Source organism: Citrobacter sp. S39, assembly GCF_009495675.1.
In the GTDB taxonomy this organism is placed as follows: domain Bacteria; phylum Pseudomonadota; class Gammaproteobacteria; order Enterobacterales; family Enterobacteriaceae; genus Citrobacter; species Citrobacter freundii.
This window is the reverse complement of sequence record NZ_CP045556.1, coordinates 14,254-34,355: the sequence shown is the minus strand read 5'-3', so window position 1 is coordinate 34,355 and position 20,102 is coordinate 14,254. Positions and strand designations below refer to the sequence as shown.

Genomic DNA, 20,102 nt, shown 5'->3' with positions numbered 1-20,102 from the left:
GAGTGTTGAATGTCTTCGGCGTGGATTATAAAAGCCATTTACCCATATAATGCGCCTACTTATCAGCCTTTGGGACGTTGGGACGGTATTTTTCACTATATACCCCCAAGTTTTTAGACATGAAAAAAGCTCGATATATTATAAATATATCGAGCCTTTAAGTTACTGTTTTTCAATATCGTTCAAAATCTTGATAATTACAGTATACGGTTTTATGAAGTGGTATATTTGCAAATGCTTATTTTGCAAGGTCTATTTGCTTGATTTATCCTACAATCGTAATGCAAAACCCATGACCGGAAGCAACGAACTTAGGTTCAATCTCACTCAAATCCGAGGATAGCTTTTGTCCGGATTCTTGATTGGGCAATGTATCTGCGCCGCTTGATTTTACCGCTGCGTCCCAACTGCTTTCGATAACTTGTCCGTGATTCTCACCCATGCCGAACATGAGGTCGCTGCTAAAGAAAATACCACGTTTCTTTTCAAAAAATAAAAGTCCTTCCCACATATGCATTTCAGATGGGTAACTGATAGTTTGAAATTCAAAATCATCTCCGGCAAATATTTCATTCGGCTTTTTAATAAGCACATTGTTAGTAATACCAAACCCCATCAGTTGTCTTGCTGTGGTTTCGGAACAAACCGCGACAGCTTCGGGATGTTCTTTGAGAACCAAAGCAAGTCCGCCACATTCGTCTGATTCAAAATGAGAAATTAGAATGTATTTTATTTTGCGTTCACCGAGCAACTCTTGCAACTTAGGAATGGTAGTTTGCGCTTGTGATACGGCTCCGGTCTGAATGAGAACAGGCTCATTTGTCATCAATAAGTATTGGTGCATTGAAAGCTTAATCGGCTCCATTACCTCTGTAAATTGGTATAAATCTTTGATAATCTCTGTCATTGTCAAAACGCCTTTTTCTATTTATAGTCTAACCTAAATTCCACGTGTGTTTTTTATTAGCTTCAAAAATCACTATTTCACGAAGAATTTAGACTGCTTCTCACACATTGTAACATTATTTACAACCACCTTTCAATCATTTTTGATAAATCATTGATTTCATCTTTGCTGCAATGGGTAATGACTCCAACTTATTGATAGTGTTTTATGTTCAGATAATGCCCGATGACTTTGTCATGCAGCTCCACCGATTTTGAGAACGACAGCGACTTCCGTCCCAGCCGTGCCAGGTGCTGCCTCAGATTCAGGTTATGCCGCTCAATTCGCTGCGTATATCGCTTGCTGATTACGTGCAGCTTTCCCTTCAGGCGGGATTCATACAGCGGCCAGCCATCCGTCATCCATATCACCACGTCAAAGGGTGACAGCAGGCTCATAAGACGCCCCAGCGTCGCCATAGTGCGTTCACCGAATACGTGCGCAACAACCGTCTTCCGGAGCCTGTCATACGCGTAAAACAGCCAGCGCTGGCGCGATTTAGCCCCGACGTATCCCCACTGTTCGTCCATTTCCGCGCAGACGATGACGTCACTGCCCGGCTGTATGCGCGAGGTTACCGACTGCGGCCTGAGTTTTTTAAATGGCGGAAAATCGTGTTGAGGCCAACGCCCATAATGCGGGCGGTTGCCCGGCATCCAACGCCATTCATGGCCATATCAATGATTTTCTGGTGCGTACCGGGTTGAGAAGCGGTGTAAGTGAACTGCAGTTGCCATGTTTTACGGCAGTGAGAGCAGAGATAGCGCTGATGTCCGGCGGTGCTTTTGCCGTTACGCACCACCCCGTCAGTAGCTGAACAGGAGGGACAGCTGATAGAAACAGAAGCCACTGGAGCACCTCAAAAACACCATCATACACTAAATCAGTAAGTTGGCAGCATCACCTCCATTACGATTGATATTGATAGTAGTGTAATTAACGTAGAAGGTCATCAAGAAGGTGCGTCAAAAGGATATAATCCTAAGAAACTGGGAAACCGATGCTACAATATCCAATTTGCATTTTGCGACGAATTAAAAGCATATGTTACCGGATTTGTAAGAAGTGGCAATACTTACACTGCAAACGGTGCTGCGGAAATGATCAAAGAAATTGTTGCTAACATCAAATCAGACGATTTAGAAATTTTATTTCGAATGGATAGTGGCTACTTTGATGAAAAAATTATCGAAACGATAGAATCTCTTGGATGCAAATATTTAATTAAAGCCAAAAGTTATTCTACACTCACCTCACAAGCAACGAATTCATCAATTGTATTCGTTAAAGGAGAAGAAGGTAGAGAAACTACAGAACTGTATACAAAATTAGTTAAATGGGAAAAAGACAGAAGATTTGTCGTATCTCGCGTACTGAAACCAGAAAAAGAAAGAGCACAATTATCACTTTTAGAAGGTTCCGAATACGACTACTTTTTCTTTGTAACAAATACTACCTTGCTTTCTGAAAAAGTAGTTATATACTATGAAAAGCGTGGTAATGCTGAAAACTATATCAAAGAAGCCAAATACGACATGGCGGTGGGTCATCTCTTGCTAAAGTCATTTTGGGCGAATGAAGCCGTGTTTCAAATGATGATGCTTTCATATAACCTATTTTTGTTGTTCAAGTTTGATTCCTTGGACTCTTCAGAATACAGACAGCAAATAAAGACCTTTCGTTTGAAGTATGTATTTCTTGCAGCAAAAATAATCAAAACCGCAAGATATGTAATCATGAAGTTGTCGGAAAACTATCCGTACAAGGGAGTGTATGAAAAATGTCTGGTATAATAAGAATATCATCAATAAAATTGAGTGTTGCTCTGTGGATAACTTGCAGAGTTTATTAAGTATCATTGCAGCAAAGATGAAATCAATGATTTATCAAAAATGATTGAAAGGTGGTTGTAAATAATGTTACAATGTGTGAGAAGCAGTCTAAATTCTTCGTGAAATAGTGATTTTTGAAGCTAATAAAAAACACACGTGGAATTTAGGGAATACTGATGTAACACGGATTGACCGTATTGGGAGTTTGAGATGGTGACAAAGAGAGTGCAACGGATGATGTTCGCGGCGGCGGCGTGCATTCCGCTGCTGCTGGGCAGCGCGCCGCTTTATGCGCAGACGAGTGCGGTGCAGCAAAAGCTGGCGGCGCTGGAGAAAAGCAGCGGAGGGCGGCTGGGCGTCGCGCTCATCGATACCGCAGATAATACGCAGGTGCTTTATCGCGGTGATGAACGCTTTCCAATGTGCAGTACCAGTAAAGTTATGGCGGCCGCGGCGGTGCTTAAGCAGAGTGAAACGCAAAAGCAGCTGCTTAATCAGCCTGTCGAGATCAAGCCTGCCGATCTGGTTAACTACAATCCGATTGCCGAAAAACACGTCAACGGCACAATGACGCTGGCAGAACTGAGCGCGGCCGCGTTGCAGTACAGCGACAATACCGCCATGAACAAATTGATTGCCCAGCTCGGTGGCCCGGGAGGCGTGACGGCTTTTGCCCGCGCGATCGGCGATGAGACGTTTCGTCTGGATCGCACTGAACCTACGCTGAATACCGCCATTCCCGGCGACCCGAGAGACACCACCACGCCGCGGGCGATGGCGCAGACGTTGCGTCAGCTTACGCTGGGTCATGCGCTGGGCGAAACCCAGCGGGCGCAGTTGGTGACGTGGCTCAAAGGCAATACGACCGGCGCAGCCAGCATTCGGGCCGGCTTACCGACGTCGTGGACTGTGGGTGATAAGACCGGCAGCGGCGACTACGGCACCACCAATGATATTGCGGTGATCTGGCCGCAGGGTCGTGCGCCGCTGGTTCTGGTGACCTATTTTACCCAGCCGCAACAGAACGCAGAGAGCCGCCGCGATGTGCTGGCTTCAGCGGCGAGAATCATCGCCGAAGGGCTGTAACTGGTTTTGTTGAATAAATCGAACTTTTGCTGAGTTGAAGGATCAGATCACGTATCTTCCCGACAACGCAGACCGTTCCGTGGCAAAGCAAAAGTTCAAAATCACCAACTGGCCCACCTACAATAAAGCCCTCATCAACCGTGGCTCCATAACTTTCTGGCTGGATGATGAAGCTATTCAGGCCTGGTATGAGTCAGCAACACCTTCTTCACGAGGCAGACCTCAGCGCTATTCTGACCTTGCCATCACGACTGTGCTGGTCATTAAACGCGTATTCAGGCTGACCCTGCGCGCTGCGCAGGGCTTTATTGATTCCATTTTTTCTCTGATGAACGTTCCGCTACGCTGCCCGGATTACAGCTGTGTCAGCAGGCGGGCAAAGTCGGTTAATATCAGTTTCAAAACGCCCACCCGGGGTGAAATCGCACACCTGGTAATTGATTCCACCGGGCTGAAGGTCTTCGGTGAAGGCGAGTGGAAAGTCAAAAAGCATGGCCAGGAACGCCGTCGTATATGGCGTAAGCTGCATCTGGCAGTTGACAGTAAAACACATGAAATCATCTGCGCTGACCTGTCGCTGAACAACGTTACGGACTCAGAGGCCTTCCCCGGGTTAATCCGGCAAACCCACCGGAAAATCAGGTCAGCCGCCGCCGATGGAGCTTACGATACCCGGCTCTGTCACGATGAACTGCGGCGTAAGAAAATCAGCGCGCTTATCCCGCCCCGAAAAGGTGCGGGTTACTGGCCCGGTGAATATGCAGACCGTAACCGTGCAGTGGCTAATCAGCGAATGACCGGGAGTAATGCGCGGTGGAAATGGACAACAGATTACAACCGTCGCTCGATAGCGGAAACGGCGATGTACCGGGTAAAACAGCTGTTCGGGGGTTCACTGACGCTGCGTGACTACGATGGTCAGGTTGCGGAGGCTATGGCCCTGGTACGAGCGCTGAACAAAATGACGAAAGCAGGTATGCCTGAAAGCGTGCGTATTGCCTGAAAACACAACCCGCTACGGGGGAGACTTACCCGAAATCTGATTTATTCAACAAAGCCACGCGCTGGACACACCACGATGACAGCGGTTTTATCCCTTACGCCATCACCACCGGCCTTGATTACGAGGCGATGACCGAACAGCGCAAAGGCTATGAGAACTTTGTTTATCAGAACGGCGTTTACGATCTCGGCACCAAAGGTGATATGCGACGTAACGAACGTAACCTGATGTGGAACCTCGATCCCTACATTCAAACGCACTGGCAGCTCACCTCAGCCCTGGGGCTGGACGCCGGGGCGCGCTATAGCTCGGTATGGTTTGATTCCAACGATCGTTATGTTGTAGGTAAAAATGGTGATGATAGCGGCGAAGCGAGCTATCACAAGTGGCTTCCGGCGGCAGCGCTGAAGTATGCCATGACGCCGCAGTGGAACGTTTACCTCTCTGCCGGGAGGGGATTTGAAACGCCGACCATTAACGAGCTGTCCTATCGTCCCGATGGTCAGTCCGGGCTTAACTTTGCTCTGCAACCGGCCACTAACACCACCGTTGAAGCAGGCAGTAAATGGCAGGTGGGCACCGGGATGGCGAGCCTGAGCGTCTTCAATACGGACACGAAAAATGAAATTGTCGTTGCCGCCAGCGACAATGGCCGTACGTCCTATCAGAACGCGGGCAAGACGCGCCGCCGCGGGGTCGAACTGGGATGGGATCAGCAATTTGCGCCCGCCTGGCGCGCCAAACTGGCGTGGACGCTGCTGGATGCGACCTACCGTGAAAACGCCGGCGATGCTATTCAGAGCGGCAATCGGATCCCGGGGATTGCACGTAATAGCGCCTATGCCTCCTTTGGCTGGGTGCCGGAAGAGGGATGGTACGCTGGCGCTGAAGTCCGCTATATGAGCGATATTCAGGTCAACGATGCCAATAGCGAGCAGGCTCCAGCCTATACGGTGACGGCACTGAATACCGGCTATAAATATGTGCTAGATAACTGGACCGTCGACCTCTATACGCGCGTTGATAACCTGTTTGATAAGCGCTACGTCGGCTCTGTTATCGTCAACGAGAGCAACGGACGCTATTATGAACCGGCGCCGGGCCGTAACTATGGCGTTGGGCTATCGGTCAGCTATCAGTTTGATTCGCTGTAACAATACGGCTGCCGGAGAGTGCTATTGAGGTGAGGCTCCGGCAGCGGGTAAAGGCGTTGATTCCTGGTAACAATAAGCTGCTTATTGATGTATCAGTAAGCATGCCGGCAGCCATTGCGCTTGATATAATACTACCCCATATGAGCAAGAGTATTTTCACGGAAAAGCTAGCAGCCAATTTCGGCCTCGCGGCCTTCCCGCTTCTCAATTGAGCATATAATTTTTCCGCAGCCAAAACCTGCTCAGGTTCAGGCTTGGTCCTTACAGACTGGTATTCAACAATCGAACCATTCTTAGCTATTGGCGTTACATAAGCACTTACCCAATAGTGGTCGCCATTTTTACAGCGATTTTTTACTAGCCCCATCCATGAGCGGCCAGATTTTAATGTACTCCACATATGCTCAAATGCAGCAGGCGGCATATCTGGGTGTCTTACGATGTTGTGAGGCTGGCCTAATAGTTCTTCCTCAGTGAAACCACTGATTTTAATGAAGTCAGGATTAACGTACGTGATATGGCTTTGAGGGGAGGTAGTCGAAAGAATATTGGCATCTTTTGGGAGTTCTAAGTTTCGACCCGTCACTGGTAAATTCTGGCGCATAAGAACCTCAAGGGTTGGCTGTTTTATTTTATTGTTTTCGGCATTAAGCCCAATTTCTTGAGCGTTACGATAAAGCTAGCATGGAAACGATAGGTGCAAGCAAGTTAAGGGTTGCATCGCGCATGTCAATCTAGGCTATACCCTAACTTGATGTCAGGCAGGGCCGCGCCGCTTCGTCAGAATAGAGTCTGCTTTCCCATTTTTTGACACATGCCCGCGAAGGTTATAGATTTCAGCCTGACAGAAATGGGCTTTGAGGCACAACGGAACAGAAAGTGCACTTAAGCCGCCTTCAACCAAGGAGACATCGTGCAGGGGCACCGCATCGGCTACGTCCGGGTCAGCAGCTTTGACCAGAACCCGGAACGCCAGCTGGAACAAACCCAGGTGAGCAAGGTGTTCACCGACAAGGCATCGGGCAAGGACACCCAGCGCCCCCAGCTCGAAGCGCTGCTGAGCTTCGTCCGCGAAGGCGATACAGTGGTGGTGCACAGCATGGATCGGCTGGCCCGCAACCTCGATGACCTGCGTCGCTTGGTACAGAAGCTGACTCAGCGCGGCGTGCGCATCGAGTTCCTGAAGGAGGGCCTGGTGTTCACTGGCGAGGACTCGCCGATGGCCAACCTGATGCTGTCGGTGATGGGGGCCTTCGCTGAGTTCGAGCGCGCCCTGATCCGCGAGCGGCAGCGTGAGGGCATCGCCTTGGCCAAGCAGCGTGGCGCGTACCGGGGCCGCAAGAAAGCCCTGTCCGATGAGCAGGCTGCTACCCTGCGGCAGCGAGCGACGGCCGGCGAGCCCAAGGCGCAGCTTGCCCGCGAGTTCAACATCAGCCGGGAAACCCTCTACCAGTACCTCCGCACGGACGACTGACACATGCCGCGTCGCTTGATCCTCTCGGCCACGGAGCGGGACACCCTGCTTGCGCTGCCGGAAAGCCAGGATGACCTGATCCGCTACTACACCTTCAACGACTCCGACCTGTCGCTGATCCGCCAGCGACGCGGCGACGCCAACCGCCTCGGCTTCGCCGTGCAGCTCTGCCTGCTGCGCTACCCCGGTTACGCGCTGGGAACCGACAGCGAGCTGCCCGAGCCGGTCATCCTGTGGGTGGCGAAGCAAGTCCAGGCCGAGCCGGCGAGCTGGGCAAAGTACGGCGAGCGCGACGTGACCCGTCGCGAGCATGCCCAGGAACTGCGCACCTACCTGCAACTGGCCCCGTTCGGCCTGTCCGACTTCCGCGCCCTGGTGCGCGAGCTAACCGAGCTGGCCCAGCAGACCGACAAAGGCTTGCTGCTGGCCGGTCAGGCCCTGGAGAGCCTACGGCAGAAACGACGCATCCTGCCGGCGCTGAGCGTGATTGACCGGGCCTGCTCGGAAGCCATTGCGCGAGCCAATCGGCGGGTCTACCGCGCCCTGGTCGAACCACTCACGGACTCGCATCGGGCCAAGCTGGACGAGCTGTTGAAGCTCAAGGCCGGCAGCAGCATCACCTGGTTGACCTGGCTGCGCCAGGCACCGCTGAAACCCAACTCTCGGCACATGCTGGAACACATCGAGCGGCTGAAGACATTTCAGTTGGTGGACTTGCCCGAAGGCCTGGGCCGGCACATCCACCAGAACCGCCTGCTCAAGCTGGCCCGCGAGGGTGGGCAGATGACGCCCAAAGACCTCGGTAAGTTCGAGCCGCAGCGCCGCTACGCGACCCTGGCCGCCGTGGTGCTGGAGAGCACCGCGACCGTGATCGATGAGCTGGTCGATCTGCATGACCGCATCCTGGTCAAGCTGTTCAGCGGCGCGAAGCACAAGCATCAGCAGCAGTTCCAGAAGCAGGGCAAGGCGATCAACGACAAGGTGCGCCTGTACTCCAGGATCGGCCAGGCGCTGCTGGAAGCGAAGGAAAGCGGCAGCGACCCCTATGCCGCCATCGAGGCGGTGATTCCCTGGGACGAGTTCACCGAGAGCGTCAGCGAGGCCGAGCTGCTGGCCCGGCCGGAAGGCTTCGACCACCTGCACCTGGTCGGCGAGAACTTCGCCACCCTGCGCCGTTACACGCCGGCCTTGCTGGAGGTGCTGGAACTGCGCGCCGCGCCGGCCGCGCAAGGCGTGCTGGCAGCCGTGCAGACCCTGCGTGAGATGAACGCCGACAACCTGCGCAAGGTGCCGGCCGATGCACCCACGGCCTTCATCAAGCCGCGCTGGAAGCCGCTGGTGATCACCCCGGAAGGCCTCGACCGGAAATTCTACGAAATCTGCGCCCTGTCCGAGCTGAAGAACGCCCTGCGCTCCGGCGACATCTGGGTCAAGGGCTCGCGGCAGTTCCGCGACTTCGACGACTACCTGCTGCCGGCCGAGAAGTTCGCCGCACTCAAGCGCGAGCAGGCCCTGCCCCTGGCGATCAACCCGAACAGCGACCAGTACCTGGAAGAGCGTTTGCAGCTGCTGGACGAGCAGTTGGCCACCGTCACCCGCCTGGCCAAGGACAACGAGCTGCCCGATGCCATCCTCACCGAGTCAGGGCTGAAAATCACCCCGCTGGATGCGGCGGTGCCGGATCGGGCGCAGGCGCTGATCGACCAAACCAGCCAGTTACTGCCGCGCATCAAGATCACCGAACTGCTGATGGACGTGGACGACTGGACGGGCTTCAGCCGCCACTTCACCCACTTGAAGGACGGGGCCGAGGCCAAAGACAGGACGTTGCTGCTGTCCGCAATCCTCGGTGATGCGATCAACCTCGGGCTGACCAAGATGGCCGAGTCGAGCCCCGGCCTGACCTACGCCAAGCTGTCCTGGCTGCAAGCCTGGCACATCCGCGACGAAACCTATTCGGCGGCCTTGGCCGAGCTGGTCAACCACCAGTATCGCCACGCCTTTGCCGCCCACTGGGGCGACGGCACGACCTCATCCTCCGATGGCCAGCGCTTCCGCGCGGGTGGCCGGGGCGAGAGCACCGGGCACGTCAACCCGAAGTACGGTAGCGAGCCGGGACGGCTGTTCTATACCCATATCTCCGACCAGTACGCGCCGTTCAGCACCCGCGTGGTGAATGTCGGCGTCCGCGATTCCACCTATGTGCTCGACGGCCTGCTGTACCACGAGTCCGACCTGCGGATCGAGGAGCACTACACCGACACGGCCGGCTTCACCGATCACGTCTTTGCCCTGATGCACCTGCTAGGCTTCCGCTTCGCGCCGCGCATCCGCGACCTCGGCGAAACCAAGCTGTACGTGCCGCAGGGCGTGCAAGCCTACCCGACGTTGCGCCCGCTGATCGGCGGCACCCTGAACATCAAGCACGTGCGTGCCCACTGGGACGACATCCTGCGCCTGGCCAGCTCGATCAAGCAGGGCACCGTCACCGCCTCGCTGATGCTGCGCAAGCTCGGCAGCTACCCGCGCCAGAACGGACTGGCCGTGGCCCTGCGCGAGCTGGGCCGGATCGAGCGCACGCTGTTCATCCTGGACTGGCTGCAAAGTGTTGAACTGCGCCGCCGCGTGCATGCCGGCCTGAACAAAGGTGAGGCGCGCAACTCGCTGGCCAGGGCGGTGTTCTTCAACCGCCTTGGGGAAATCAGGGATCGGAGCTTCGAGCAGCAGCGCTACCGGGCCAGCGGCCTCAACCTGGTGACGGCGGCTATCGTGCTGTGGAACACGGTGTACCTGGAACGCGCCACCCAGGGGTTGGTCGAGGCCGGCAAGCCGGTGGACGGCGAGCTGCTGCAATTCCTGTCGCCGCTGGGCTGGGAGCACATCAACCTAACCGGCGATTACGTCTGGCGGCAGAGCCGCAGACTGGAAGACGGGAAGTTTCGGCCCTTACGGATGCCCGGAAAACCTTAGCGTACGATTTTTTCCGAATTCTGCGGGCTCCCCAACACCACTCTGTCGGCGATTTCGCGGGCAAACTGCATTTCGTGCGTCACCACGATCATGGTAATACCGCTGTGGGCCAGCGACTGCATCACGTGCAGCACTTCGCCAATCATTTCCGGATCCAGCGCCGAGGTCGGTTCATCAAACAGAATAATCTGCGGCGACGAAGCCAGCGCCCGGGCAATCGCCACCCGCTGCTGCTGCCCGCCCGACAATTGCGAAGGCATAGCGTCCGCTTTTTCCGCCAGCCCCACCTGCTGTAATAGCGCCAGCGCCCGCTGATGCGCATCGCTGCGCGTCCAGCCGTGAACCGACTCCAGCGCCAGCATAATGTTTTGCGCCGCCGTCAGGTGGGCATAGAGATTGAACTGCTGAAAGACAAAGCCAATCCGGCTACGCAGCTGGCGCAGCGCCCGGCCGTTGAGCTGGCGGGTGGCTTTGCCGTCCACCAGAATCTCGCCGCCGCTCAGGCTTTCAAGCTGGTTGATGAGGCGAATCAGCGTCGACTTTCCCGAGCCGGAAGGCCCAAGGATCGCCACCACTTCGCCGGGATTAATCGTCAAATCGATGCCGTTCAGCACGCGATGACTGCCGTATTCCTTCACCACCTGACGGAACTCCACGCTGGCGTTCTGCAGATGTGAAAAATCCGCGGCCTTCGCCGCGGAACGAGAGAGTAAAGCCGACAACATATTATTTTGCTTCTATGGTAAAGGAACGCGGCTGCGGCGCTTTCGTGGAAGGACCAAACCAGACATCATAAATTTTGGCTGCCTCGCCGGATTTCTCCAGCGCCACCAGCTCATCGTTCACCGCCTTCAACAGCGCCGGCTCCCCTTTTTTCACGCCCACGCCGATCTCTTCTTTACTCAGCAGATCCGGCAGGATTTTGAATTTCGCTTTATCCGGCGCTTCGCCCAGCAGGCCCGCCAGAATGGTGCTGTCCTGGGTAATCGCCTGCACGTTGCCGTTGCGCAGCGCGGTCAGCGCCAGCGGGATATCATCATAGGAAAGCACGCGCGCCTGCGGGAAGCGCTGGTGCAGCGTCTGCTCGCCGGTGGTGCCTTTCACCGCGCCAATACGCGATTTGCTGTAATCGTCGAGCTTATCGCCGCTGCTCGCTGGCACCAGGAACTGCTGACCGGTGACGAAGTACGGCGTGGAGAAATCAATCACCTGCGCGCGCTCCGGCGTGATGGTGATATCGGCCACGATCAGATCCGCTTTGCCAGACTGCAACAGCGGAATACGGTTGGCCGGGTTGGTCGCCACCAGCTCCAGCTTCACACCCAGCGATTTTGCCAGCGCTTTGGCGAAATCAACGTCGTAGCCCACCAGTTCATGGGTTTTGGCATCCACCGAGCCAAACGGCGGGTTTGCGTCAAAGGTGGCGACTTTCACCACCCCTTTCGCCTTAATATCCGCCAGCTGATCCGCCTGAGCGGTAAAGGTCGTGAAGCTGGCCGCCACCAGGCCGGTCACGATCGCGAGCTGTGCTACTGTCTGTTTTGTCTTTGCCATAATCTTTCTGGATACCCCTGTTTTTGTATTGTCTTTTTACGCTCCCACACCGTCTTCATCGGCACAAATAACGATTCGCTATGGCTTATAACGAAATATCCTTTAACGAAAGTGATTGTTATATAAAGGTAAAAAATTGATTAGCATGGCTTAACTGCGACAAAAACCGCAAATGCTTAGCGATATTTCGCATTTCCACAGACACCGGGTTTGCTGCTGAAATAGCAGGGAGAGTGCGAAAGATTAAGACGGTCTTAATACGTAAAAAAGGATGATTTCACAGAGTCATTGTTTCCCATCGTTACCAACAGACACAACAATCCGCAAGCATCGTCAGCATCAGGCAACCTATTATTAGCCCGACAATAAATGGGGACTCCCCCGTCTGATGCTTCGGCGTCAATTCAAATGCTTTATGGATGACTACAATGAAAAAATTTACCCGCACGGCTTTACTGGTCGCAACGCTCGCTGGCGCAACCTTCACCGCTCAGGCCGCTGATGTCGCAGCCGCTCCGGCTCCAGCTCAGGACCCGATTGTTCAGCACCTGAAGCTGACCGATGCTCAGGTTTCTAAAATCAAAACACTGCACCAGCAGCTGGAGAAAAACGTTCAGTCTATCTCCATGAAAGATGTTAAAGACGGCATGATCATCGATATGATCCAGTCCGGTAAATGGAACGAAGCGGGCGTGAAGCAGCAGCTGGCGGCATTCAGCAAAGTTGACCAGCAGGTACGCTACTACAAAGTGAAATACTACTTCGACTTAAGCCAGGTGCTGACAGCAGAGCAGCGTAAGCAGGTACAGAACGATCTGGCCCAGGCGGCAGCGGAGTAAGTCCATGAAAAAAATCACTCTGATGCTGGGAGCATGCGCTATGTTGATTTGCGGCGCAGCAACGGCGGCTAACGGTCAGGCTGTCAGCAAAGCGAAAACCGCCTGCCAGGACAACCCTACGCAGTGCGCTCAGGCCAAAAGCACGGCGAAAGCTAACGCACAGAAAGAGGCGAAAGCCGCGAAAGACGCCTGTGCGAAAAACCAGACCGCCTGTGACAACGCCAAAGCGAAGGCCAAAAGCGCCGCGCAGAAGTAAGTCGTTATCGTCATAAACGTTCGAACGCGGTGAGCCCCCTCACCGCGTTTTTTTTGCCAAAACGCCCCCTGGGTGATAACTGCCTGATTCATACTACGAATTGTGACCTCTCACGCATTAACCACATTCAATCTACTGACATCCCGTACGCCTTGATCGTCGTCAAAAATAATCATACCGTCTGGTCGGTATGATTCGGGCCATGAATATGGAAGCCCAACACCGCAAGAAAGATCCGGTCCGTCTGCACCAACAATTGCTGGAATCCGCGGCAATGATTGCTGGTCGGGATGGCATTGCCGCCCTGTCGCTGAACGCCGTTGCCCGCGAGGCAGGTGTCAGTAAAGGCGGCCTTATCCACCATTTCCCGAACAAGCAGGCGCTAATATTCGCCCTGTTCGCGCGTCTGCTGGCAATCATGGAAGAAGCGATTACCGCGCTGATGCAACAGGATGGCGTGAGCTATGGCCGGTTTACCCGCGCCTATCTGAACTATCTGGCGGATCTCACGGACACCCATGAAAGCCGCCAGCTTATGGTTTTGTCGCTGGCAATGCCCGATGAACCGGTGCTGCGCAAATGCTGGCGCGACTGGATGCTGGAGAAACTGGCGCAGGGCGATGAGCTGGATAACAGCCCAACCGGCACGCTGGTGCGCTACGCCGCTGACGGCATCTGGCTTTCGGAGTTGACGGAAGGGATCACCATGAGCGCCGACCACCGTCGCGCGCTGGTTGACTCCCTGAATAAAATGACGCTTCCCGCGTGAAGCACAGACTGAGGCCGCGATGCGCTACAACATCAATGCCCGTTTTATCTACGACGCCACCGACGGAACCCTGACGCTGCCGCAAAGCGATGAACCGGACAGCCAGCTATCCCTCACCGCCAGCGCCCTGTTTAACTATTTTCTGCGCCATACCGAGATTGTCAGCCGGGAAGATGTTCTGAAAAAAGTCTGGGATGACAATGGATTAACCTCATCCAACAGCAATCTGAATCAGTATCTCAGCATGCTGCGGAAGACCTTTCGCCATTACGGCGTCGATAACATCATCGTCACCGTCTCGCGCGGCTATTTGCAGCTTAATCCCGAGGTCATTATCGAAGCGCTGGACGACGCGCCGCCGGTTTCACCACAACAGACGCCTGCCGAACCGCCGCCCGTTACGACAACGCCAGACGCACCGCGCTCCGCACATGCTCGCGGGATGTGCTGGTACATGGCCGGAGCCTGCTTGCTCACCATTGCCCTGCTTCTGGTTGCCTTCAGTCTGGTCGGCATCAGTGAATCCCAGCCTATCGCGCTGACCCGCCTCAGCCATAGCCAGTGCGAACTGCTGGCCAGCGATGAAATGCGACGTTCGGTCAGTGAAGAGTCCTACGGCAAAAACTTCGATGAGGTACGCCAGCGGCTGAATATTGCCTGTAAACCCGGTGAACGTTTTCTTTTCTTCTACGGCGATCGGCTCGAAACCAACGGGCTGGGGCGCGTGTTCCTTGCCCACTGCGCCATGCATGAAGATAACCCGTTCAGCTATTGCGATAACTACTTTTACTACTCCTGGAAGCCGTAATGAGACTCGCGCCGCGTCCGTTCTTTGCCCTCTGCGTTCTGGTATTTATTGCCGCCGCCGCGTTTAGCGCCTGGCGGCTGCTGCCTGCCGACAACGCGGGTGTCATGAGCTGTTCCACTAAGGGCATCATGCGCTTTGAGAACATGGACAAAGAGAACGTTAACGGCAATATTCACTTCAATTTTGGCGCGCAGGGTAAAGGCTCGATGGTGGTCGAAGGTTACACCGACTCCGCCGCCGGCTGGCTCTACCTGCAACGCTACGTGAAGTTTACCTACAGCAGCAAACGCATCTCGGCCACCGAGCGTCATTACCGCATCAATCAGTGGGAATCGAGCGCCTCCTCGATTGATGAATCGCCGAACGTGATTTTCGACTACTTTATGCGCGAGATGTCCGACAGCCACGACGGGCTGTTTCTCAACGCTCAGAAGCTCAACGAAAAGGCTATCTTGCTCAGCTCTATCAATTCACCGCTGTGGATCTGCACGTTGAAATCCGGCAGTAAGCTGAACTAACCCGTCAATCAAAAAAGACCATCCCCTTGTAGGGGCGTTCGCGACAGGCGGCCAGCCGCTGCGCCAGATTCCCCACATGCAGCTCCAGCTTATGGCCGTCAGGGTCGAGAAAATAGTAAGACGCCCCTTCACTGCGGTTATCTTTCCATACCTCAGCCCCCGCCTGCGCCAGCAGAGCCACCACCCCGGCAAACTCTTCTTCCGCCACGCTGAAGGCGTAGTGGGTATAGTCGCTTTCCTGAGGGGGCGTTTTACGCCGCTGCTCATCCAGCGACAAGCACAGCCACAGCGCCCCACAGGAGAGATAGGCTCCGCTATCCCAGCTGGCGTGCAGGCGCATTCCAGGTAACTGCTGATAAAATGCCAGGCTTGACGCCAGATCGCTGACCGCCAGCGTCAGATGATTCAATCCCTGCAGCATGACTTTTCCTCCCGTTATCAAACCCTGTTGTAAACTGTGATCGGCGACGCATCCCCTCCCGGCCTCACCTCATCACCGGCTAAAAAGCGCATTTTTTGCGTTTAGCCTGCCATCGGAAACCTGCGCCTCGCCACACTAATCCCCGCTCTATGTTACCCCTTTTTTGAAATCATTTAGCAATCCAATAACATTTCATCCCCCCGGAAAAAGCGGGCTAAAAATCGCCTTATTGAAGACCAAATCAGCACCGACATTACAGCATAAAGACATAAATAAACGCCCTAAAAAGACTAAATCACAGAGCTATATCCTAAATAATTACGGCACTGTTGCAAATAGTCGGTGGTGATAAACTTATCATCCCCTTTTGCTGATGGAGCTGCACATGAACCCATTCAAAGGCCGGCATTTTCAGCGTGACATCATTCTGTGGGCCGTACGCTGGTACTGCAAATACGGCATCAGTTACCGTGAGCTGCAGGAGATGCTGGCTGAACGCGGAGTGAATGTCGATCACTCCACGATTTACCGCTGGGTTCAGCGTTATGCGCCTGAAATGGAAAAACGGCTGCGCTGGTACTGGCGTAACCCTTCCGATCTTTGCCCGTGGCACATGGATGAAACCTACGTGAAGGTCAATGGCCGCTGGGCGTATCTGTACCGGGCCGTCGACAGCCGGGGCCGCACTGTCGATTTTATCTCTCCTCCCGTCGTAACAGCAAAGCTGCATACCGGTTTCTGGGTAAAAATCCTCAACAACGTGAAGAAGTGGCAGATCCCGCGATTCATCAACACGGATAAAGCGCCCGCCTATGGTCGCGCGCTTGCTCTGCTCAAACGCGAAGGCCGGTGCCCGTCTGACGTTGAACACCGACAGATTAAGTACCGGAACAACGTGATTGAATGCGATCATGGCAAACTGAAACGGATAATCGGCGCCACGCTGGGATTTAAATCCATGAAGACGGCTTACGCCACCATCAAAGGTATTGAGGTGATGCGTGCACTACGCAAAGGCCGCCCTCAGCATTTTATTATGGTGATCCCCCGGGCGAAATGCGCCCGGTAAGCAGAGTTTTTGAAATGTAAGGCCTTTGAATAAGACAAAAGGCTGCCTCATCGCTAACTTTGCAACAGTGCCAATGTGGGCGTCTGGTGTTGTAGAAGTTCAGATATCGGGCGATGCCAGCGCGTGCCTTCGGACACAGTCTTGTAGGCATGGAGGTAGACTTCCTCGTATTTGATCGAACGCCAGAGCCGCTCGACGAAGACATTGTCTCGCCACGCACCCTTGCCATCCATCGAGATGGCAATCTGTGACCTCTTCAGCACGGCGGTGAAGTCGATGGAGGTGAACTGCGATCCCCGGTCGGTATTGAAGATTTCCGGCCTGCCATGACGGGCAAAGTGCCTCCTCCACCGCCTCGATGCAGAAGGCTGCTTCCATCGTGATCGACAACCGCCATGACAAGACCTTCCGGCTGAACCAGTCCACGACGGCGCACAGATAGACAAATCCCCGCGCCATGGGGATGTAGGTCAGGTCCATTGCCCACACCTGATTGGGCCGGGTGACTGCCAGCTTTCGTATGTGCCCCGGCGCTGGTTTCGAGGTGTTCGGGCGGCGGTAGATCGCCTTGATGCCCATCTTCTTCATCAGCGTGGCGACGTGTCGCCGCCCGGTCTCCAGACCTTCTCCTCTCAAGAGCCCTTGCAACATCCGACTTCCGGCAAAGGGGTAGTCGAGATGCAATTCGTCAATCCGGCGCATAAGGGCCAGATCGCCGTCAGACACCGGACGAGGCAGATAGTAGACGCTGCCACGGCTGAAGCCGAGAAGCTTCGCCCGGCGCACGACGGATAGCTTGTGCTCGCGGTCGATCATTTCTTTCCGCCCAGCAATCCCGCCTTGCCGAGCGCACCGGATAAAAAATCGTTCTCCAGTGTCAGTTCGCCGATTTTCGCGTGCAGCGTTTTGACATCGATGGTCGGACCCGACGGCTCCGCTTTCGTTTCATCGCCGAACACACCTGTCGCCCCCTCAAGGAGCTGGTCTTTCCATTGCTTGATCTGGTTGGCGTGCACATCGAACTGCTGGGACAACTCCACCAGCGTCTGCTCACCTCGGATGGCGGCAAGTGCCACCTTCGCCTTGAAAGCCGGGCTATGGTTCCGGCGCGGTCGTCTCGTCATGGTCTCTCCTGTTCCCGGCATCTAAGCCGAAGTCAGGCAGAAACTCCACTTATCCCCGCTGTGCAGATTTCCCGAGCCAGCTCTAAGGCGATCAGGTGCGCTGATCGAGTCTGTCGAGCACCATCGCTGCAAGTTCATCGCTGGTGTGTGCACCACTATCGAGAACACGGGTTGTGGACGGAAGCCGTTCCCTTGCGGCCAAGCATCGGGCGACATTCGCTAATCGCCACTCTCGAATCTCCGCATTCCGATTCGGGTCAGGATGCATGGTCTGGTTCGAGATCCGGTGACGCAATAGGTCCTCGTTAAGCATCAGAAAGATGTGCAGCAGCTGATCGTCGATCTGCCTTAACCCGTCGAGTATCTCAGTCAGATAGTCCGGGTGCACGAGCGTCATTGGGATGATGATGTCCTGCGAGTAATTCCTGCGAATCTCGCTGACCGCAGCGATCGTAAGTCCCTCCACAAGGGGAGATCCTGATAGTCTCCGCTCGCTGGTATGGGGACCGTTTCTTTCACCACGAACCCGATTTCCTCAGGGTCAAAGATCAGCGATTTCGGACGCCGATCGCGCAGCCGCTCAGCGAGAGTCGTCTTTCCGGCGCCGAAAGGTCCGTTGATCCAGATTATCATTGTCGACGGCCTCTAACCGGAAGGCTCGCAAGAGCGCTGGGCGGCTTCGTGTGCTGGCACGATCGGAGTGGCTCCGAAGTGCTTCTCAAGATAGGTGACGCCGAACGTCACGATGTCCTGCGCGTCGAACAGGTAGCACTGAGCAAAGCCCACGACACCTTCTCGATGGCGACCGAGCTTCACGTAAGCATTTGCTATAGTTTCGACCGCATCCGGCTTTCCTTCGATAGCAAAGCAATCGAGAATGCCGTTTGAATCGTATTCTGATGCCGTTTTCCGTGCGACTTCACCGTTTCTTCCAAGCATCGGCATCTCATACGTCACCCATCGTTTGTTGGGGATATCCGCAACCGCCTCGGCGTAGTGCAATGCGGTAACGGAGTTTAGCGGCGCACCCAACAGCAGGGCCTTCCCGCCAAGGCGGACGAACCGCTCGACGGGCGACCCTTCCCCAAGGCGTGACCGAGTTCGTGAGGCTCCGTCAGCGTTTCAGCTAGCGGACCAACCGCGACCATCGATGCATCGGGGTGCGCGCTGCGCCGCGCGCCGGGGCTTGAACCAGAAATTGATTCAGCAGGCCGAACCCACGGTAAGTCCCGGCCGTTGCGGGATCGAACGGCGGCCGTACGGCGGGCTTTGTCATCCAACCGAGCGCCATTCAGAGAGTCCTCGTAGGGTGATCGGTCCCACGACGCGTATCCCATCACAGTGCCAGTCGGCCCAACCGCGGAGCGTAACGCGGCAACGACCGTCTCCGCTCCTCCTTCGACCGGACCAATCGCTTTAAGTGAGGCATGCACCATCAACAGGTCACCGGTTTGGACTCCTAATTTTCGAATTGCCTCCGTTATTGCCTTCCGCGTATGCATCGCGATATCTCCTCTAAACTGCAAAACACTATACCTATCGAGAGGCACTGTTGCAAATAGTCGGTGGTGATAAACTTATCATCCCCTTTTGCTGATGGAGCTGCACATGAACCCATTCAAAGGCCGGCATTTTCAGCGTGACATCATTCTGTGGGCCGTACGCTGGTACTGCAAATACGGCATCAGTTACCGTGAGCTGCAGGAGATGCTGGCTGAACGCGGAGTGAATGTCGATCACTCCACGATTTACCGCTGGGTTCAGCGTTATGCGCCTGAAATGGAAAAACGGCTGCGCTGGTACTGGCGTAACCCTTCCGATCTTTGCCCGTGGCACATGGATGAAACCTACGTGAAGGTCAATGGCCGCTGGGCGTATCTGTACCGGGCCGTCGACAGCCGGGGCCGCACTGTCGATTTTATCTCTCCTCCCGTCGTAACAGCAAAGCTGCATACCGGTTTCTGGGTAAAATCCTCAACAACGTGAAGAAGTGGCAGATCCCGCGATTCATCAACACGGATAAAGCGCCCGCCTATGGTCCCGCGCTTGCTCTGCTCAAACGCGAAGGCCGGTGCCCGTCTGACGTTGAACACCGACAGATTAAGTACCGGAACAACGTGATTGAATGCGATCATGGCAAACTGAAACGGATAATCGGCGCCACGCTGGGATTTAAATCCATGAAGACGGCTTACGCCACCATCAAAGGTATTGAGGTGATGCGTGCACTACGCAAAGGCCGCCTCAGCATTTTATTATGGTGATCCCCGGGCGAAATG

The 20,102-nt window shown here is 54.8% G+C and carries 13 protein-coding genes and 9 pseudogenes; 13 read left to right on the top strand and 9 right to left on the bottom strand.

Translation table 11 applies throughout. The annotated features are described in order from the left end of the window. Positions 1 to 265 precede the first annotated feature (265 nt). Both GFB57_RS23140 and GFB57_RS23135 read right to left on the bottom strand, forming a co-directional pair. Positions 266 to 907: an MBL fold metallo-hydrolase gene (locus tag GFB57_RS23140; protein ID WP_000134999.1), complete on the bottom strand. Its 642-nt coding sequence runs from the start codon at positions 905 to 907 to the stop codon at positions 266 to 268. 191 nt (positions 908 to 1,098) lie between these two features. Then, a protein-coding gene (locus GFB57_RS23135; protein ID WP_095033700.1) for an IS1-like element IS1B family transposase occupies positions 1,099 to 1,796 on the bottom strand; the annotation gives its coding sequence in 2 pieces (ribosomal slippage) (positions 1,099 to 1,547 and positions 1,547 to 1,796; 699 coding nt in all). Positions 1,797 to 1,845: 49 nt separating this feature from the next. Here GFB57_RS23135 and GFB57_RS23130 point away from each other — a divergent pair. The 4 genes and pseudogenes from GFB57_RS23130 to GFB57_RS23115 form a co-directional block, all read left to right on the top strand. Beyond that, a pseudogene (locus GFB57_RS23130) lies at positions 1,846 to 2,739 on the top strand (IS1380-like element ISEcp1 family transposase); the annotation flags it as partial. A 249-nt stretch (positions 2,740 to 2,988) separates the two neighbouring features. Then, a complete protein-coding gene (locus tag GFB57_RS23125) occupies positions 2,989 to 3,864 on the top strand; it encodes an extended-spectrum class A beta-lactamase CTX-M-14 (protein ID WP_001617865.1) in 876 nt (291 codons plus the stop codon). Between the two features lie 34 nt (positions 3,865 to 3,898). Then, positions 3,899 to 4,867: an IS5-like element IS903B family transposase gene (locus GFB57_RS23120; RefSeq protein ID WP_013362812.1), complete on the top strand. Its 969-nt coding sequence runs from the start codon at positions 3,899 to 3,901 to the stop codon at positions 4,865 to 4,867. Positions 4,868 to 4,923: 56 nt separating this feature from the next. Next, positions 4,924 to 6,021: pseudogene (locus GFB57_RS23115) on the top strand (TonB-dependent receptor); the annotation flags it as partial. 67 nt (positions 6,022 to 6,088) lie between these two features. Here GFB57_RS23115 and GFB57_RS23110 read toward each other — a convergent pair. Continuing rightward, a pseudogene (locus GFB57_RS23110) lies at positions 6,089 to 6,625 on the bottom strand (PAS domain-containing protein); the annotation flags it as partial. Between the two features lie 309 nt (positions 6,626 to 6,934). Between GFB57_RS23110 and GFB57_RS23105 the strand changes: the two are divergent. Together GFB57_RS23105 and GFB57_RS23100 are read left to right on the top strand one after the other, a co-directional pair. Beyond that, complete coding sequence (locus GFB57_RS23105; RefSeq protein ID WP_001161490.1) at positions 6,935 to 7,495, top strand: recombinase family protein; 561 nt, start codon at positions 6,935 to 6,937, stop codon at positions 7,493 to 7,495. 3 nt (positions 7,496 to 7,498) lie between these two features. Next, positions 7,499 to 10,465, top strand: a complete 2,967-nt coding sequence (locus GFB57_RS23100; RefSeq protein ID WP_001138014.1) for a Tn3-like element TnAs1 family transposase — start codon at positions 7,499 to 7,501, stop codon at positions 10,463 to 10,465. 35 nt (positions 10,466 to 10,500) lie between these two features. Here GFB57_RS23100 and GFB57_RS23095 read toward each other — a convergent pair. Together GFB57_RS23095 and GFB57_RS23090 are read right to left on the bottom strand one after the other, a co-directional pair. Beyond that, positions 10,501 to 11,190 (bottom strand): annotated as a pseudogene (locus GFB57_RS23095) (amino acid ABC transporter ATP-binding protein); the annotation flags it as partial. A 1-nt stretch (position 11,191) separates the two neighbouring features. Next, on the bottom strand, positions 11,192 to 12,019 hold the full coding sequence (locus GFB57_RS23090) for an ABC transporter substrate-binding protein (protein ID WP_053390146.1): 828 nt from the start codon (positions 12,017 to 12,019) through the stop codon (positions 11,192 to 11,194). 428 nt (positions 12,020 to 12,447) lie between these two features. On the opposite strand from GFB57_RS23090, the gene GFB57_RS23085 reads away from it, so the two are divergent. The 5 genes from GFB57_RS23085 to GFB57_RS23065 all read left to right on the top strand — a co-directional run bounded on the left by GFB57_RS23085 (position 12,448) and on the right by GFB57_RS23065 (position 15,209). Next, positions 12,448 to 12,858: a VirG gene (locus GFB57_RS23085; protein ID WP_053390145.1), complete on the top strand. Its 411-nt coding sequence runs from the start codon at positions 12,448 to 12,450 to the stop codon at positions 12,856 to 12,858. A gap of 4 nt (positions 12,859 to 12,862) precedes the next feature. After that, a complete protein-coding gene (locus GFB57_RS23080) occupies positions 12,863 to 13,114 on the top strand; it encodes a hypothetical protein (protein ID WP_053390144.1) in 252 nt (83 codons plus the stop codon). A gap of 190 nt (positions 13,115 to 13,304) precedes the next feature. Then, positions 13,305 to 13,883: a TetR/AcrR family transcriptional regulator gene (locus tag GFB57_RS23075; protein ID WP_064548968.1), complete on the top strand. Its 579-nt coding sequence runs from the start codon at positions 13,305 to 13,307 to the stop codon at positions 13,881 to 13,883. 19 nt (positions 13,884 to 13,902) lie between these two features. Beyond that, on the top strand, positions 13,903 to 14,691 hold the full coding sequence (locus GFB57_RS23070) for a winged helix-turn-helix domain-containing protein (RefSeq protein WP_014839978.1): 789 nt from the start codon (positions 13,903 to 13,905) through the stop codon (positions 14,689 to 14,691). Then, on the top strand, positions 14,691 to 15,209 hold the full coding sequence (locus tag GFB57_RS23065; RefSeq protein ID WP_014839979.1) for a FidL-like protein: 519 nt from the start codon (positions 14,691 to 14,693) through the stop codon (positions 15,207 to 15,209). The genes GFB57_RS23070 and GFB57_RS23065 overlap by 1 nt, the downstream gene beginning before the upstream one ends. Positions 15,210 to 15,213: 4 nt before the next feature. On the opposite strand, the gene GFB57_RS23060 is transcribed toward GFB57_RS23065, so the two are convergent. Next, positions 15,214 to 15,630, bottom strand: a complete 417-nt coding sequence (locus GFB57_RS23060; RefSeq protein ID WP_014839980.1) for a fosfomycin resistance glutathione transferase FosA3 — start codon at positions 15,628 to 15,630, stop codon at positions 15,214 to 15,216. A 385-nt stretch (positions 15,631 to 16,015) separates the two neighbouring features. Here GFB57_RS23060 and GFB57_RS23055 point away from each other — a divergent pair. After that, positions 16,016 to 16,719 (top strand): annotated as a pseudogene (locus GFB57_RS23055) (IS6 family transposase). Positions 16,720 to 16,772: 53 nt separating this feature from the next. Here GFB57_RS23055 and GFB57_RS23050 read toward each other — a convergent pair. From GFB57_RS23050 to aac(3), 3 pseudogenes are all read right to left on the bottom strand, one after another. Continuing rightward, a pseudogene (locus GFB57_RS23050) lies at positions 16,773 to 17,823 on the bottom strand (IS3 family transposase); the annotation flags it as partial. A 91-nt stretch (positions 17,824 to 17,914) separates the two neighbouring features. Beyond that, positions 17,915 to 18,456: pseudogene (locus tag GFB57_RS23045) on the bottom strand (AAA family ATPase). A 12-nt stretch (positions 18,457 to 18,468) separates the two neighbouring features. Continuing rightward, positions 18,469 to 19,259 (bottom strand): annotated as a pseudogene (aac(3), locus tag GFB57_RS23040) (aminoglycoside 3-N-acetyltransferase). A 172-nt stretch (positions 19,260 to 19,431) separates the two neighbouring features. Here aac(3) and GFB57_RS23035 point away from each other — a divergent pair. Further along, positions 19,432 to 20,087 (top strand): annotated as a pseudogene (locus tag GFB57_RS23035) (IS6 family transposase). Positions 20,088 to 20,102: the final 15 nt, after the last annotated feature.

Excerpts from the sequence above, each read along its gene's own strand:
- GFB57_RS23060 (WP_014839980.1), bottom strand. The coding sequence starts at position 15,630 with ATGCTGCAGGGATTGAATCATCTGACGCTGGCGGTCAGCGATCTGGCG.
- GFB57_RS23080 (WP_053390144.1), top strand. The coding sequence starts at position 12,863 with ATGAAAAAAATCACTCTGATGCTGGGAGCATGCGCTATGTTGATTTGC.
- GFB57_RS23070 (WP_014839978.1), top strand. The coding sequence starts at position 13,903 with ATGCGCTACAACATCAATGCCCGTTTTATCTACGACGCCACCGACGGA.
- GFB57_RS23075 (WP_064548968.1), top strand. The coding sequence starts at position 13,305 with ATGATTCGGGCCATGAATATGGAAGCCCAACACCGCAAGAAAGATCCG.
- GFB57_RS23085 (WP_053390145.1), top strand. The coding sequence starts at position 12,448 with ATGAAAAAATTTACCCGCACGGCTTTACTGGTCGCAACGCTCGCTGGC.
- GFB57_RS23100 (WP_001138014.1), top strand. The coding sequence starts at position 7,499 with ATGCCGCGTCGCTTGATCCTCTCGGCCACGGAGCGGGACACCCTGCTT.
- GFB57_RS23090 (WP_053390146.1), bottom strand. The coding sequence starts at position 12,019 with ATGGCAAAGACAAAACAGACAGTAGCACAGCTCGCGATCGTGACCGGC.
- GFB57_RS23125 (WP_001617865.1), top strand. The coding sequence starts at position 2,989 with ATGGTGACAAAGAGAGTGCAACGGATGATGTTCGCGGCGGCGGCGTGC.
- GFB57_RS23065 (WP_014839979.1), top strand. The coding sequence starts at position 14,691 with ATGAGACTCGCGCCGCGTCCGTTCTTTGCCCTCTGCGTTCTGGTATTT.
- GFB57_RS23140 (WP_000134999.1), bottom strand. The coding sequence starts at position 907 with ATGACAGAGATTATCAAAGATTTATACCAATTTACAGAGGTAATGGAG.